We start from the raw sequence: 14595 nt of genomic DNA, 5'->3' as shown, positions 1-14595 counted from the left end.
CCGGCCGTTGCCCGCGGCCGGCTACCCCGGCCGGGCCTACGCCTGGCGCAGGGCGTCACGGACGACCGCGGCCACCGTTTCGGGGTCGCGGGCGTCGTGCAGGACCAGCACGGTCGAGCCGGTGCCGGCCGGCTCGGCCTGGCGGGTGAAGAGGGACACGACCTGGGCCATGGCGGCGTCCAGCTCGGCCGCCGGGTCCTCGGCGTCGCGGCGCAGCCACCGCCGCAGCACGTGGTTGTGGGCGGAGACCACGGCGGCGGCCATCAGCTCGGCCCGCAGTGCCGCGCCCGGGGCGGGGCCCATCCACTCGGCGATGAACTCGCGGAACAGCCGCTGGTAGCGGGCCACGCTGGCGATCTCCCGGTCGCGCAGGGCGGCCACGCGGCTCGTGATCCGGTAGCGGCGCCGGGCGCGGTCGCCCTCCTCGACATAACGCAGGAGCACGAGCCGTACGGCATCCGTGACCGCGACCAGAGCGGTGTCCGCGCTCGAGGTGGCCAGCCGCTCCTTGACGGCGGCGAGGAGCCGGTCGTGGTCCGGGAAGATCACGTCTTCCTTGGACCGGTAGTGCCGGAACAGCGTCGTGCGGCCGACGCCGGCCCGGTCGGCGATGTCGTCCGCGGTGGTCTGCTCGAAGCCGCGCTCGTCGAACAGGTCGAAGGCCGCGTCGACCAGGCGCTCTCGGGCTGGAGTTGTCACGGAACCATCCTCGCGCATCGGGCGTTGCCTGACCTCGGCGGTATGCAGTACCGTAATGATGGTACTAGGTACCGCCCACCTAGGAGGCTGACATGCTCGAGGACACCGACCTCGCCACCGAGTTCGAGACGATCCAGGTCCCGCGCCGCGGCGTGCTGTTCCGGGAGGGCGACCTGGCCGACTACCTCTACATGCTGGTCGAGGGCAAGGTGAAGCTGAGCCGGCGCTCGCACGACGGGCGCGAAGGCCTCCTCGCGCTGCTCGGCCCGGACGAGCACTTCGGCGAGGTGGAGCTGCTCGACGGCGGGCCGCGGGTGACCACGGCGACGGCGGTGTCCGACGCGCGGCTGGCCCGGCTGCACAAGACCGCGCTGTACCACTGGCTGGCGCACCGGCCGCACGCCGCCGAGCAACTGCTGCGGGTGGTCGCCCGGCGCATCCGCGACGACCGGGCCACCGTGCACGACCGGCTCTTCACCGATGTCTCCGGGCGGGTGGCGGGGCAGCTGATCCAGCTCGCCCACCAGTTCGGGGTGGCCGACGGCGGCGTGACCCGGGTGGTGCACGACCTGACCCAGACCGAGCTGGCACAGTTCGTGGGGGCGTCGCGCGAGTCGGTGAACAAGGTCCTGGCACAGTACGCGAGCCGCGGCTGGGTCCGGCTGGAGAACAAGTGCATCGTGATCCTGGACGACGCCCCGCTGGCCCGCCGGGCCCAGCACAAGCGGCGCCGGTAAAGGAACGTTGCGGGCCGATCGTGGCGGCACGTTAGGTCTCTGGCGCGTCGTGCGGGGCGCGCACGGACCGAAATCTCCGCGGTCAGCAACGCCACGATTGCTGCAATGTCGGTCAGGTCGCTCCACGTGATGCTGGCCCCGGTGTGGCGGAGCTGGTCGACCGTTTCGCTTCCGGTGGCGATACCGATGGTCTGCGCGCCGCCTTCGAGCCTCGTTCGCACGTCGTGCCGACTGTCGCCGATGACGAAAGTATCCACCGCAGCTTGGCTCGAAGTATCGCGCACTGTTCGAGCACCTTGACGCCCTCGCCTTCGTCGGCAAGCAGGCGACGGTCACGCTCAGTGAGGTGCATCGCGTTGGGTGCGCAACAGCACGATGGCGAGCACCACCATCCACAGCAGGTAAGCCGCGACGTTGATGCGCTCGTACACTCCCTGCCACGGCGTGGGCTCGTTCGTAGCTAGGGCGTCAGCCTGCATCGAGGCCATTGCGCCGAACGCGAGCAGCGTCAGGATCGTAGCGACGGAGTAGACGCGGAACCGCTTCCCGAGCGCCACGGCGCCGAAGGTCATGGCCAGTAGGAAGAACAACGAGAGCACGATGGTGAGGGTGATGTGCATCGTGTCGCTGAAGGTGCCACCGCCCTGGGCGATGACGTCACGCATGTGCATTGGGAAGAAGGGGCCGGCCTGGTCGACGACTCCGACTATGACCAGCGCCCAGCCGGTGACGCGCAGAGCGCGGTTCCGACCGGCTGACCACAAGACTCCGAACCCGAAGGCGAGCGCAAGCACCCCGCTGACGAACAGGAGCGAAACGACGAGCGGTCGGGAAGGAGCGTCGACGGCAAACAGCTCGCTGATGGTTTGGTCTATCGAGCTGTAGCCCTCCCACCGCATGGGTCCCAGCACAAGCGCGACGACATAGAACAGGGAAGAGCCGATTCCGGCGGCGAGCAGTACCCTTCGCAGCACCCCTGGCGAGCCCTCGGCCGAGATATCAGGCTGCGGTAGCTCCGGTGCCCGTCCGATCGTGCTCGACATGTTGGCCTCCTCCGAACCTCAATGCGCGCACCCTCGACCCCGACCATCCCCCTGTGGGAGGAGCGGAGGTAGGGCCGATCGACCCCCCGGGATGGAGGCCCAAGGGGCCCGCTCACAAGTCAAGATCGATCACGAACGCGGCGTGTCGTGATGCGACGCTCGGTTCGCTGAGTTGGTCATCGAAGGCATGCCGCAGCTGTCTGCGCGTCGTTCGTGACGCCGTGTGAGGGCTGTGGGGTTTCGGTGTGTGGGCCATGACGCCGCGCACGTCGTGGACGCCCTCGTGCGGGCGGCCGGCGCGAACCGCCTGCCGGCCCGGTGACATCGCGCTGGTCGCCGCCAATGTCAACTACGTCCGGTGGCCTTGGGCTGGTGGGGGCATGCTGGCGCGGGCCAGGATCCCCGCCGCGGCGACCGCGCAGGCGCCGCCGATCGCGATGAGCGCGGTGCTGTACCCGGCGGCGGACGCGAGGGCGGCGGCGGCGAGCGGGGCGGCGGCTCTGGCCAGGGTGACTGGCGTGTTGAGAGTGCCGGCGATCGTGGCGTAGCCGGTGGTGCCGTAACGGTCGGCGAGCAGCGCGGGGGAGGCGAGGTTCGCGATACCGAACCCGATGCCGAAGGCGACCACGCCGATGACGGCACCGGTCCGGGTGCCGGCCAGCAGCGGCAGGGCGAAGGCTGCGACGGCCTGGGTGGCGAAGACGATCGCGATCACGGTAGTCAGCCGGATTCGTCGTTGTGCACCGGTGAGCACGAGCCGGCCGGTGACCGACAGTACGCCGAGGAGTCCGGCGACGGTGGCGGCGAACGTGGCTGGGTGGCCCTTGTCGGTGAGGAAGCCGACGAGGTGGACGGTCATTGCGGTCATGGCGGCGCTGTGGGCGACGAACGCGACGGCGAGGTACCAGAATCGGCTGTCGTGGACGGCGGCGCGGACGGCTGCTGCGCGCTGGGTGGCAGTTGGTCTTCCGGCAGCGCTATGTCCGGCCGGTGGGCGGCGGACGACGAGCGCGTGCAGGGGCACGGCGACGGTGCCGTTGACGGCCGCGAGTACCAGCAGTGTGGTGCGCCAGCCGTACCGCTGCTCCAGCAGCCCGGTGAGGGGCATGAAGATCGTGCTGGCGAATCCAGCAACGATCATCATCCCCAGGAGCGCCCTGGACCGGCGGGCGGCATCGAACCAGGAGACGATGACGGCGGTCGCGGCTTCGTAGAGCGACATCGCCATGGCGACGCCGAGTGCGGCGAAGACGAGGTACAGCTGCCATACCTCGTGGACGCGGGACCACGCGACGAGCAGGCCGGCCCCGGTGAGCGAACCGAGGGCCATCAGGGCCCGGCCGCCATGGTGGTCCAGCCATCGGCCGACCGGGATGGCTGTGGCAGCTCCCGTGAGTACTGCGGTGGTGAGCGCGCCGGTGACCACTGCGGGGCTGGTGTGCAGGTCGGCGGCGATCGGGTGCAGCAGGACGGCGAAGGCGTAGTACAGCGTGCCGTAGCCGACGGTCTGCGTGACGGCGAAGATGGCGACGATCCACCAGCCGTGGAACACCGGCCGGTGGCCGCGATCCTTGCGGTCCGCGGCCACCGGTGTCGTCGTGGGTGCCATAGGGGCGTGGTCAGCCGCAGCAGCTGCCGCCGGACTGCTCCCCGCTGGCGTCCGCCACGGGCAGCAACGTCAGCGGCGCGGAAAGCAGGCCGCCGGAGAGGCCGGTCGCCAGTCCCCGTCCGGTCGCAGCGGCCGGCTGTGCGGCGGGGGCGCAGCATCCGCCGTCGTTGGCCGAGATGGTGGTCTCGCCGAGGACGGGGTTGCTGTTGCACACGCCGGTTTCGGGTAGGTCGAGCTGGACGTCGCGGGCGGCGTCCCAGTCCCCGGCGAGGGCGGCGACAACGGAGCGGGCCTGCTCGTAGCCGGTGGCGAGCAGGAACGTCGGCGCGCGGCCGTAGCTCTTGACGCCCACGGCGTAGTAGCCGGCTTCGGGGTGGGCCAGTTCGTCGATGCCGTGCGGCGGGACGGTGCCGCAGGAGTGGTCGTTCGGGTCGATCAGTGGGGCGAGGGCCCGGGTGGAGCCCAGGATCGGGTCCAGGTCCAGGCGTAGCTCGGAGGTGATGCCGTGGTTGGGCCGGAATCCGGTCGCGGACACGATCCGGTCCGCGGTGATCGACCGTGTCCCGTCGGAGACGGTCACCTGGCCGTCGACAGTCGGGGTCAGCGAGTGCACCGAGAAGCCGGTGACGAGTTCGATGTTCCCAGCCTCGACGTGTTCGCGTAGGCGGGTGCCGATCGCGCCGCGGGCCGGCAGCGCGTCGGCGGTCTCGCCGCCGTAGGTGCGCGCCGCGCTGGCCGCCCGGATCGCCCACACGACGGACGTGCCCGGCGCCTGGCCGGCGAGCTCGGCCAGGAACAGCAGGGTGTTGGCCGCGGAGTGCCCGGCGCCGACGACCAGGGTGCGCCGACCGGCGAAGCGGTCCCGGTCGGCGCGGAGCACGTCCGGCAGTGCCTGCTCGATGAAGGCCGCCGCGGTGTCCTCGCCGCGGGCAGGGATGCCGGAGGCGCCGAGTACGTTCGGGGTGGTCCAGGTGCCGGAGGCGTCGATGACCGCCCGGGCCAGGATGTCGTCGCCCTCGGCGAGCCGGACGAGGAACGGTGCGGTGTCGCGGCCGGCGGTGCGCACCCGGTCCACGCCGAGCCGGGTCACGGCCTGGACCCGGGCGCCGTAGCGGACGTGCGGCTTGAGGGACGGCAGGTCGGCGAGCGGCTGGAGGTACTCGTCGGCGAGCTGGGCGCCGGTCGGCAGTACCTCGGGGGCGGGCTCGATCCAGCCCGCGTCGGCCAGGAGCCGGCGGGCCGCGGCGTCGGTGTTGTACCGCCACGGGGAGAACAGCCGGACGTGGCCCCACTGCCGTACCGACGCGGCGGGCCGGTCGCCGGCCTCGAGGACGGTGAACGGCAGGCCGCGCTCGGTCAGGTGCGCGGCGGCGGCGAGGCCGACCGGGCCGGCGCCGATGACGACGACCGGCAGGCCGTCGAGCTGGGTGGTCATATGAAAGATCCCTTTCGGTTGTCTTGACGAATGTCGAATCAGGAAGGCGGATTGCGCCCGCGCTGGGATGCCGTGGGCGGGACTGGTCTAGTTGATGTGTGGGCTGCGGCGTTCGATGAGGGTCACGTCGCGCCAGCGGTTGCCCTGGGTGACGTGCCGGGCGACCCGCTCGCGGATGCCGACGGTACGGAACCCGGCCGAGTGATGCAGGGCCAGGCTCGCCGTGTTCTCGGGAAAGACACCGGACTGGATGGTCCAGATCCCGGCCGCCTCGGTCGAGGCGATGAGCGCCCGTAACAGTGCCCTGCCGATCCCGCGTCTCTGGGCGGCGGCGTCGACGTAGACGGAGTGTTCGACCACGCCTGCGTACACCGCCCGTGCCGACACGGGCGAGACGGCGACCCAGCCGAGCGCGGTGCCGGTGTCGTCGACCGCGACGAACCGGTGGTCGGGCAGTCTCGACGTGTCAAACGTGTCCCAGTGGGGCGCGGTGGGTTCGAAGCTGGCGTTACCACCGTCCAGGCCCGCCTGGTAGATCGCGAGGACCGCGTCGGCGTCGCCGGCGGTCATCGGCCGGATGGGGACGATGGTGCGGGCCGGGGTGGTGGTCATGTGCAGCTTCCGGTGGGAATCGGGGCCGGGCGGCCCATGACGACGTCGGCGGCGGACGGGAAGCAGGCGATGCAGTTCTCGTTGATCCGGTAGTGCCGGGCCGTGCCGATGGCGTCCACCAGCACGAACCGGACCTCGGTGAGGATCTTCAGGTGCTGCGACACCGTCGACTGTGCCAGCCCGACCGCCGCGACGAGCTCGCCGACGCTCATCGGCCGGGCCTGCCGCGCCAGGTACTCCACAATCTGCACCCGCGTCGGATCGGCAAGGGCCCGGAACCACGACGCGTAGGTCTCCGCGGTCGTCCGATCGAGCAGCTCGCTCATCATCCACCAACTTCATCGTCTATCGCCGATCAACGATGAAACTGTAGCCGGGTCTTTGGTGATCAGCAACCCGGTCGCCACGACGAGCTGTGCGACCGCGGCCAGCGTGGCCGGTTCGACGTGTTCCGGGGTGTCGGCCGGGCTGTGGTACCCGGCCATCCCGGCTTCGATACCCACCGCGGCGAGCCCGGCGGCGGCGTGGCGGCGGTTGTCCGAGGCGACCGGCCCGGCCACGAGCGGCAGGCCACCGCCGGCGGGGTGTAGACCTCGCTCGGGAGCGTGCGGCACGGTGAACGCCTCGAACGTCACCGTGGCGCCGGCGTCGTCGAGCTGCTGGGTCAGCCAGGCCCGGGCGGCGGCCCCGCCCGCGCTGCCGACCCGCCGCCCGGCGAACGCATCCCCAGCCAGTGCGGCCACGGTTGCCGCCATCTGCTTCCCGGACACCTGTCGGAGCGCCGAGCGGAGCCGGTCCAGGGTGGGCCCGGTAGCAGGCGCAGCTGACGGCTGGGTGGGAATGTTCATCCGCAGCAGCCTTGACCGGCGGCGCTGGCGTCGGCCTTCGCTGCGCTGCCGCAACAGGAGGCTTCCGCGGCCGCCTCGGCGGTCGTACCGCAGCACGGCGCGCTCGCGGCGGCGGGCTCGGGCAGGTCGAGCGTGGCGGTGGGTGGGTTGCCGCAACAACCGCTGGTCCCGGCGACGAGCAGGGCGGCCGCCGGGTCGCCGGCGAACCCGCCGGTGATCGTGGTGGGTGCGGGGCTCGTCTGGGTCTCGTTCACGATCGTGGTCCTTCCTGAATTCTGACGCCAAGGCTGTCTCGATGTCTGTCGAATCAAACGGTTGCACGCTGATTTGAGATCTGTCAACCTAGAGGCATGTCAAAACAGCCGGCGGTGCTCACCCTCGCCGACCTCAACGCGGCGGAGCCGTGCTGCACGCCGCTCGCCGAGCGGCGAATCCCCGCGGAGACCGCTGCCGTGCTGGCGCCCGCGTTCAAGGCCCTCGGCGATCCGGTCCGGCTGCAGCTGATGTCGATGATCGCCTCGGCGCCGGACGGGGAGATCTGCGTGTGTGACCTCACCCCGGCGTTCGAGCTGTCCGGCCCGACCATCTCGCATCATCTGCGCACCCTGCGCGAAGCCGGCCTGGTCGACGCCGACCGTCGCGGCACCTGGGTGTACTACCGCGCCCGTACCGGCGTCCTGCGTCAGCTTGCCACGCTGCTCGCGGTCGAGGTTCTTCCGACAAGCTGACGATCTGCCGCGCTGCGGCGGTTTGCCGCACGGTGGACGACATCGACGGGCGAGTCCGGGCCCTGATCGACGAGCTCACCGCTACGCCGGCGGGATGACCGTCCGGCATGGCACGCCGGCCGGCTCGGTGTGTCGCGACGTCGTTCGCCGCGGGTTCACCGGCGCCGCGAAGGTCAGGTTGACAAGAGCATGTGACTCACCGGATATTGAGTCAATGGATGCTGAGTTTTCTTCGGTGCAGCGACGGGCCCGGATCCACGCCGCGCTCGGCGACCCGGCCCGGCTCGCCATCGTCGACACGCTCACCCTCGGCGACGCCTCGCCGGGCGAGATCGCCCGCGCGCTGCAGTTGCCGACCAACCTCGTCGCCCACCACGTCAACGTGCTCGACGACGCCGGGCTGCTCGAACGCGGCCGGTCCGAGGGCGACCGGCGCCGCACCTACCTGCGGCTGCGCCCGGACGTGCTGGCCTCGCTGGTCCCGCCGCCGCTGCGCGACGTGTCCCGGGTGGTGTTCGTGTGCACCCACAACTCGGCCCGCTCGCAGCTGGCCGCCGCGCTCTGGTCGCACCGGGCGGCCGGCATCCCGGCCGCGTCCGCCGGCACCCACCCCGCGGCCCGGGTCAACCCCCGTGCCGTCGCCGTCGCCCGCCGGCACGGGCTCGTCATCAACGCCACCGGCACCGCACACGTCGCCGACGTCGTCACCGAAGCCGACCTCGTCGTCGCCGTCTGCGACAACGCCCACGAGGACCTCACCGACGGCGTCCGGCCCCGGCTGCACTGGTCCGTGCCCGCCCCCGAGGACACCGACGCCGCGTTCGAGGCCATCTTCGCCGACCTCGCCGCCCGCATCGACCGCCTTGCCCCCGCCCTGCACCCCGCAGCAGCCCAGCGCGCCGGAGCCGACCATGACTGACGCGATCGTCTACTACCACCCGGACCTGTCCGTCGACCAGCAGCTCGCCCTGCGCACCGCCGCGATCCGCCTCGGCCACGAGTTCGACGGCACCTACACCGCCGAGACCATCGAACGGTTCCTGCACACCAGCTACGACCAGTTCGCGTCGCTGTCCACCGTGCCGAACTTCCTGCCCCTGCTCGCCGAACGCTTCGCCCGCCAGCGCCTGCACGCCCTGGCCCGCGTCGAAGGCAAACACCGCGACGGCAAACCCGTCGTGCTGTTCCTGTGCACCCACAACGCCGGCCGCTCCCAGATGGCGCTCGGGTTCTTCGCCCACCTCGCCGGCGACCGCGCCGTGGCCTGGTCCGGCGGCTCCGAACCCGGCACCGAGGTCAACCCCACCGCCGTCATCGCGATGGCCGAACGCGGCATCGACATCACCGACGAATACCCCAAACCGTGGACCGACGAAGTCGTCCGCGCCGCCGACGTCGTCATCACCATGGGCTGCGGCGACGCCTGCCCCGTCTTCCCCGGCACCCGCTACGAGAACTGGGTCCTCGACGACCCGGCCGGCTGGGACCTCGACGGCGTCCGCCCGCTACGCGACGAGATCGAACGCCGCGTCCGCCGCCTCATCGACCAGCTCGCCATCGCCTGACCACCCGAACCCGAGACAGGACCTCCACCCTCGTGAACCCAACCCTGTGGCGCCGACTCCTCGCCGAGTTCACCGGCACCGCACTACTCGTCACCGCCGTCGTCGGCTCCGGCATCATGGCCACCACGCTGTCGCCGAACGACATCGGCCTGCAGCTGCTGGAAAACTCCATCGCCACCGCGTTCGCCCTCGGCGCGCTCATCCTCACCTTCGGACCCATCTCCGGCGCCCATTTCAACCCGGTCGTCTCCGCCGCCGACTGGTTCCTCGGCCGCCGCGCCGGCACCGGACTCACGGCCCGCGACCTCGCCGGCTACATCCCGGCCCAGATCGGCGGAGCCATCGCCGGGGCGATCCTGGCCGACCTCATGTTCGATCTGCCCGCCGTCGCCTTCTCCACCAAAGACCGCACCGCCGGGCACCTCTGGCTCGGCGAGATCGTCGCCACCACCGGACTGCTGCTGCTCATCTTCGCCCTCGCCCGCTCCAGCCGGGCCGGCGTCGCCCCGGCCGCCGTCGGCGCCTACATCGGCGCCGCCTACTGGTTCACCTCCTCCACCTCCTTCGCAAACCCGGCGGTCACCATCGGCCGCGCCTTCACCGACACCTTCGCCGGGATCGCCCCCGCCTCCGTGCCCGGCTTCGTCATCGCCCAACTCGCCGGACTGGCCGTCGGCGTCGGACTGATCGCGGCGCTGTACCCCGACGCCGGGCGCAGCGCCGACGACGTCGTGACCGCCCGCCCCACCGCCGCGGACGACGCCGCCACACGCCGGGCCGCCGACGCCGTCGGCCGGTCCTGAACCTCCCGGCCAGCCTGAACAACCTCTTGGTCACCGAGCACGAAGGAACCGACACTCCATGAGCGACAAGCCAACCGTCCTGTTCGTCTGCGTCCACAACGCCGGCCGCTCCCAGATGGCCGCCGGCTGGCTGCGCCACCTCGCCGGTGACACCGTCGAGGTGCGCTCCGCCGGCTCCGAACCCGCAGACCGGATCAACCCCGTCGCCGTCGAGGCCATGCGCGAGGTCGGCATCGACATCACCGCCAACACCCCCCGCAAGCTCGACTGGGACACCGCCGAATCCTCCGACGTGCTCATCACCATGGGCTGCGGCGATGTCTGCCCCGTCTTCCCCGGCAAGCGCTACCTCGACTGGAAACTCGACGACCCCGCCGGGCAGGGCATCGACGCCGTCCGCCCGATCCGCGACGCCATCAAGGCCCGCGTGGAGCAGTTGCTCACCGAGCTGCCCGTGAAGACCGGCTGACCCGGACCGGCCCGCGAGTTTCAGCGTTCGCCGGGCCCGGCACGGGCGGTGCCGTCAGCGGCGGCCGCGACCAGCGCTTCAAGCTCTTCTTCCCCCGCCCTGGCCAGCCCGGGCCGCTGGTGCCCCGGGGCGAGGACTGGTTCGCGCATTGGCGCGCCATGGACCCCTCGACCCGCGGCGTCATGCGCACCTACACGGTCAGCGACCAGCGCCCGGGCGAGTTCGACGTCGAGTTCGCCCTGCACCCGGGCGGCGGCCCGGCCATCCAGTGGGCCGGCCGCGTCCGCGCGGGCGACCGCCTGGTCGCGCTGGGCCCGACGGTGGCCGACAACGGCGGCGTGGACTTCCGCCCGCCGGGGGACACCGAGTGGGTACTGCTGGCCGGCGACGAGACGGCGCTGCCCGCCCTGGCCGCGATCCGCGCCTGGATCGGCGACGACCTTCCGGTGTACTGCTACGTCGCCGCCGAACCGGACCGCTGCCCGGCCCTTGCCGGCGCGGTGCGGTGCGACGGCGACCTGCTGACCCCGATCCGCGGCGCCGCCCTTCCCGCCGGCACGCCGTACGCCTGGATCGCCGGCGAGTCGGGCGAGATCCGCGCCCTGCGCCGCCACCTGGTCCAGGACCGCGGCTTCCCGAAGCCGCGCGTGATGTTCACCGGCTACTGGCGCCGGGGCGCCACGGAGGACGACCTGATCGCGGAGTCGGTCGCCTGAGCCGGGGTCAGGCGGGGTAGCGGCGCGGGGTCCAGACTCGCGTGCCGTCGTGGCGGGTCTGCGAGGAGCCGATGATGAGCAGCGTCCGCATGTCCACTTCGGAGGGTTCCAGGGCGGCGAGGTCCACGACCCGCACCGACTCCTGCGGCCCGCCCACGTCGCGGCCGATCACCACCGGGGTGTCGGCGGCGCGGTGCTGCAGCAGCAGCTCCTTGGCCGCCGCCACCTGCCAGGTGCGCGAGCGCGAGCCCGGGTTGTAGATCGCGATCACCAGGTCCGCCGCGGCCGCGGCCGAGAGCCGGGAAGCGATGACGTCCCATGGCTTGAGCCGGTCGGACAGCGACAGCACGCAGAAGTCGTGCCCGAGCGGCGCCCCCGCCCGGCTCGCCACCGCCTGGGCCGCGGTGAGACCCGGCAGCACGCGGACGGGCACGTCCTTCCAGCGCGGCTCGGCGGCGACTTCCAGCACGGCCGCCGCCATGGCGAAGACGCCGGGGTCCCCGGAGGACACCACGGCCACCCGCCGCCCGTCCTTCGCCAGGGAGAGCGCGAACTCGGCCCGCTCCTCCTCGACCCGGTTGTCCGAGGCGTGCCGCCGCTGCCGGGGATTGACCGCGACCCGGTCCAGGTACGGCCCGTATCCCACGAGATCGTCGGCGGCGGCGAGCGCGGCCTGGGCCTGCGGGGTCAGCCAGTCCCGCCCGGCCGGTCCGAGGCCGACCACCACGACTTCCCCGGCGGCCGGCGCGGGCGGAGCCGCCGCGAGGGCGGCCGCGGTCTCGTCGTGGACCTTCGACGGCAGCAGGACGAGGGAGAAGTACGGCACGGTCGACGGGTCGACGTCGGCCAGTGGCGCGGTGCGCTGCCCGCCGGTGGTGGCCCGCTCGACGTACCAGGCGTCCTCCAGCCGCCCGGCCCGCTCGAGCGCGGAACGGACGTTGCCGAACGTGCGGCCCAGCTTCAGCACGGCGGCCGAGTCGGTGGCGGCCAGCCGCGCGGCCAGCTCGTCCGGGGGCAGGGTGCCGGGCAGCACGGTGAGCACCTCGTCGCGCTCCACGAGCGGGCGGCCCAGCACGGCCGAGGCGCCGGAGACGGAGGTCACGCCGGGGACGACCTCCGTGCGGTACCGCCGCGACAGTCGCTTGTGCATGTGCATGTAGGAGCCGTAGAACAGCGGGTCGCCCTCGCACAGGACGACGACGTCGCGCCCGGCGTCGAGGTGGGCGGCCAGCCGCGCGGCCCAGGCGTCGTAGTGCTCCTCGATGACGGCCCGGTAGTCCGGGGTGTCCTCGGTGGTCACCGGGTAGACGAGGGCCTCCTCGATCTGCTCCGGGCGCAGGTACGGCTCGGCGATCGAGCGGGCGATGCTGCGGCCGTGGCGGGCGCTGTGGTAGGCCACCACCGGGGCGGCGGCGATGAGCCGGGCCGCCTTGACCGTCACCAGCTCGGGGTCGCCGGGGCCGAGCCCGACGCCGTAGAGGCTCCCGCTGTCCACAGTGGTCATTCCTTCTCGTCCGCGATCGCGTTGACGGCGGCGGCCGTCATCGCGCTGCCGCCCCGGCGGCCGTGCACGACCAGGTGCTCCAGGTCCGACTCGGCCAGGGCCAGTTTCGACTCGGCGGCGCCGATGAAGCCGACCGGGATGCCGAGCACCGCGGCCGGGCGGCCGGCGCCCTCGGCGACCATCTCCAGCAGCCGGAAGAGCGCGGTCGGGGCGTTGCCGATGGCCACCACGGCGCCGTCGAGGCGGCCCCGCCACAGCTCGAGCGCCGCTGCGCTGCGGGTGGTGGCGAGACGCGCGGCCAGCTGCGGTACACCCGGATCCCGCAGCGTGCAGATGACCTCGTTGTCGCGGGGGAGCCGCGCGCGGGTGACCCCGGAGGCGACCATCTCGGCGTCGCAGAGGATCGGCGCACCGGCCCGCAGCGCGGCCCGGGCGGCGGCGACCACGCCGGGGGAGTGCCCCACGTCGGCGGGCAGGTCTACCATCCCGCAGGCGTGGATCATGCGCACGGTCACCTGGGCCACGTCGGGCGGCAGCGCGGAGAGGTCGGCCTCGGCCCGGATGGTGGCGAACGAGCGCCGGTAGATCTCCGCGCCGTCGCGGATGTAGTCCGTCATACGACCGCGCTCCGGTACCCCTGCGGCGTCGCCACCATCTCCACGTGCCTTCCCTTCGGCGCGCCGCAGCGCCGCTCGCAGCCGGCCCAGTGGACCGGAAGTCCGCCGGGGTCCCGCGGCCGGGCGTCCGCGCGGACATCGGCCAGTGCCTTGGCGCAGCCCGGCCGTCCGGCGCACGCCGTCACCCCGGTCCACGGAGAGGGATCAGAATCCGGCATTGGTACGCCGGGCAGCACGACGGTCCGCCACGGCGTGACGATGATCTCTTTCGCGGCGTCCTCGAACCGCAATGCGGGCGTGAGGAGCCCGAGGGGCACGACAACCCCTGGCGGAGGACCAGCGAAAACGGGCAGATCGCACACGTCGACGGAAGCGAGCAGCCGGTGGGCCACCCGCGCCGGACCGTCGCGCAGCTCGGCCAGCCGCCACGCCTGCGACTCCTGCGCGGCCCGCTCGGCCAGGAACGCCAGAGCGGCCGCTACCAGCAAGGACGCGCCCCCGGTGGCGGTGGTCGGCAGACCCGCGAGCACCAGGCGGCCGCCGTGCAGCCCCACGTCCCCGAGCAGCGGCGTCACGTCCCCGCGCCCGTCGTCGATCGTGGCCAGGAACCGCCCTGGCAGCTCGGCCAGCTCGGGGGTCGCGCACAGCAACGCGTCGAACTCGCGGACGAGCTCTCGCACGTCGCCGAGGGGGCTGGCGATGATGTTGCGCACCCGCTCGTGGGTCGCCGAGGGCAGCAGCCCGGCCGCCGAGAGCCGGTCGCCCAGCTCGGTCTCGGCCCCCGGCCGCAGGCCGCGGACCTGCACGTTCGCCCGCGAGGTGAGCTCCAGCACGGGGTCGCCCAGCTCGGCCGCGGCGGCCCGCAGCACGCCCAGCTGATCCGCGGTGAGCAGGCCGCCGGGCAGCCGGACGCGGGCCAGGCCGCCGTCCGCGGCGGCGTGCACCTGCACCGCGCCGGGGCACCGGTCGGGGGCGTCGCGTTCGCTGGGAGCCTGCACGGGGCGGATACTACCTGCGCTTGACGCGGCGGCGGCCGGTCAAGGAGAGTTGGCGACGCTGTACACAGCAACGGCGACGTGTGGAGGAACCCGGTGCGAGTCCGGGGCGGTCCCGCCACTGTGACCGGGACCGAGCCGCCAGCGCCGATCCGGAAGTCAGGAACTCCTCCGCCGCCGGAACCGACCCACCGACTTGGGGCGCGGACCCCGAG

18 protein-coding genes, 1 pseudogene and 1 riboswitch are annotated in these 14595 nt (G+C 72.6%); of the genes and pseudogenes, 7 read left to right on the top strand and 12 right to left on the bottom strand.

Annotation, left to right across the window (positions count from 1 at the left end; all coding sequences use genetic code 11):
- Window positions 1–36 precede the first annotated feature (36 nt).
- Window positions 37–699 carry a TetR family transcriptional regulator gene (locus AB0M46_RS32460; RefSeq protein WP_363342265.1) on the bottom strand — a complete coding sequence of 221 codons (663 nt, stop codon included), beginning with the start codon at window positions 697–699 and terminating at the stop codon, window positions 37–39.
- Window positions 700–791: 92 nt separating this feature from the next.
- On the opposite strand from AB0M46_RS32460, the gene AB0M46_RS32455 reads away from it, so the two are divergent.
- On the top strand, window positions 792–1436 hold the full coding sequence (locus tag AB0M46_RS32455; RefSeq protein ID WP_363342264.1) for a Crp/Fnr family transcriptional regulator: 645 nt from the start codon (window positions 792–794) through the stop codon (window positions 1434–1436).
- Between the two features lie 149 nt (window positions 1437–1585).
- Here the strand turns inward: AB0M46_RS32455 and AB0M46_RS32450 are convergent.
- The 8 genes and pseudogenes from AB0M46_RS32450 to AB0M46_RS32415 all read right to left on the bottom strand — a co-directional run.
- Window positions 1586–1693, bottom strand: a pseudogene (locus tag AB0M46_RS32450) (HAD hydrolase-like protein); the annotation flags it as partial.
- Window positions 1694–1774: 81 nt separating this feature from the next.
- Complete coding sequence (locus AB0M46_RS32445; protein WP_363342262.1) at window positions 1775–2479, bottom strand: DUF998 domain-containing protein; 705 nt, start codon at window positions 2477–2479, stop codon at window positions 1775–1777.
- A 349-nt stretch (window positions 2480–2828) separates the two neighbouring features.
- Window positions 2829–4088 carry an MFS transporter gene (locus AB0M46_RS32440; protein WP_363342261.1) on the bottom strand — a complete coding sequence of 420 codons (1260 nt, stop codon included), beginning with the start codon at window positions 4086–4088 and terminating at the stop codon, window positions 2829–2831.
- A gap of 10 nt (window positions 4089–4098) precedes the next feature.
- Window positions 4099–5523 (bottom strand): FAD-dependent oxidoreductase, encoded by a 1425-nt coding sequence (locus AB0M46_RS32435; RefSeq protein WP_363342259.1) that lies wholly within the window; start codon window positions 5521–5523, stop codon window positions 4099–4101.
- A gap of 87 nt (window positions 5524–5610) precedes the next feature.
- Window positions 5611–6093, bottom strand: a complete 483-nt coding sequence (locus AB0M46_RS32430) for an N-acetyltransferase family protein (RefSeq protein WP_363342305.1) — start codon at window positions 6091–6093, stop codon at window positions 5611–5613.
- Between the two features lie 38 nt (window positions 6094–6131).
- Complete coding sequence (locus tag AB0M46_RS32425) at window positions 6132–6464, bottom strand: metalloregulator ArsR/SmtB family transcription factor (protein ID WP_363342258.1); 333 nt, start codon at window positions 6462–6464, stop codon at window positions 6132–6134.
- Between the two features lie 9 nt (window positions 6465–6473).
- Window positions 6474–6878: a hypothetical protein gene (locus tag AB0M46_RS32420; protein WP_363342257.1), complete on the bottom strand. Its 405-nt coding sequence runs from the start codon at window positions 6876–6878 to the stop codon at window positions 6474–6476.
- A 101-nt stretch (window positions 6879–6979) separates the two neighbouring features.
- Entirely contained in the window at window positions 6980–7237 is a 258-nt protein-coding gene (locus tag AB0M46_RS32415; protein WP_363342256.1) for a hypothetical protein, read from the bottom strand.
- A 96-nt stretch (window positions 7238–7333) separates the two neighbouring features.
- Here AB0M46_RS32415 and AB0M46_RS32410 point away from each other — a divergent pair, with 96 nt between their 5' ends.
- The 6 genes from AB0M46_RS32410 (at window position 7334) to AB0M46_RS32385 (ending at window position 11264) form a co-directional block, all read left to right on the top strand.
- Complete coding sequence (locus AB0M46_RS32410) at window positions 7334–7711, top strand: metalloregulator ArsR/SmtB family transcription factor (RefSeq protein WP_363342254.1); 378 nt, start codon at window positions 7334–7336, stop codon at window positions 7709–7711.
- A gap of 214 nt (window positions 7712–7925) precedes the next feature.
- The gene (locus AB0M46_RS32405) at window positions 7926–8630 is read left to right on the top strand and encodes a helix-turn-helix domain-containing protein (RefSeq protein ID WP_363342252.1); all 705 of its coding nucleotides are present in this window, start codon (window positions 7926–7928) and stop codon (window positions 8628–8630) included.
- Window positions 8623–9276 (top strand): arsenate reductase ArsC, encoded by a 654-nt coding sequence (locus AB0M46_RS32400; protein WP_363342250.1) that lies wholly within the window; start codon window positions 8623–8625, stop codon window positions 9274–9276. The genes AB0M46_RS32405 and AB0M46_RS32400 overlap by 8 nt, the downstream gene beginning before the upstream one ends.
- Window positions 9277–9308: 32 nt before the next feature.
- Window positions 9309–10079, top strand: coding sequence for an MIP/aquaporin family protein (locus AB0M46_RS32395; RefSeq protein WP_363342248.1), 771 nt, complete (start codon window positions 9309–9311; stop codon window positions 10077–10079).
- A 58-nt stretch (window positions 10080–10137) separates the two neighbouring features.
- Window positions 10138–10548: an arsenate reductase ArsC gene (locus tag AB0M46_RS32390; protein WP_363342246.1), complete on the top strand. Its 411-nt coding sequence runs from the start codon at window positions 10138–10140 to the stop codon at window positions 10546–10548.
- Complete coding sequence (locus tag AB0M46_RS32385; RefSeq protein WP_363342303.1) at window positions 10434–11264, top strand: siderophore-interacting protein; 831 nt, start codon at window positions 10434–10436, stop codon at window positions 11262–11264. The genes AB0M46_RS32390 and AB0M46_RS32385 overlap by 115 nt, the downstream gene beginning before the upstream one ends.
- 7 nt (window positions 11265–11271) lie before the next feature.
- Here the strand turns inward: AB0M46_RS32385 and AB0M46_RS32380 are convergent, their stop codons facing one another.
- From AB0M46_RS32380 to AB0M46_RS32370, 3 genes are read right to left on the bottom strand one after another with little or no spacing between them, the layout of a single operon-like run.
- The gene (locus tag AB0M46_RS32380) at window positions 11272–12768 is read right to left on the bottom strand and encodes a precorrin-2 C(20)-methyltransferase (protein WP_363342244.1); all 1497 of its coding nucleotides are present in this window, start codon (window positions 12766–12768) and stop codon (window positions 11272–11274) included.
- Window positions 12765–13385, bottom strand: a complete 621-nt coding sequence (locus AB0M46_RS32375; protein ID WP_363342242.1) for a precorrin-8X methylmutase — start codon at window positions 13383–13385, stop codon at window positions 12765–12767. Before AB0M46_RS32375 ends, AB0M46_RS32380 begins: the two co-directional genes overlap by 4 nt.
- Window positions 13382–14383, bottom strand: a complete 1002-nt coding sequence (locus AB0M46_RS32370; RefSeq protein WP_363342240.1) for a precorrin-3B synthase — start codon at window positions 14381–14383, stop codon at window positions 13382–13384. Before AB0M46_RS32370 ends, AB0M46_RS32375 begins: the two co-directional genes overlap by 4 nt.
- An 83-nt stretch (window positions 14384–14466) precedes the next feature.
- Window positions 14467–14549, top strand: a riboswitch (cobalamin riboswitch).
- Window positions 14550–14595 lie beyond the last annotated feature (46 nt).

The organism is Dactylosporangium sp. NPDC051485, from assembly GCF_040682015.1.
Classification (GTDB): domain Bacteria; phylum Actinomycetota; class Actinomycetes; order Mycobacteriales; family Micromonosporaceae; genus Dactylosporangium.
Note: the sequence above shows the minus strand (reverse complement) of the source record. Positions and strands in the feature narration are given on the sequence as shown.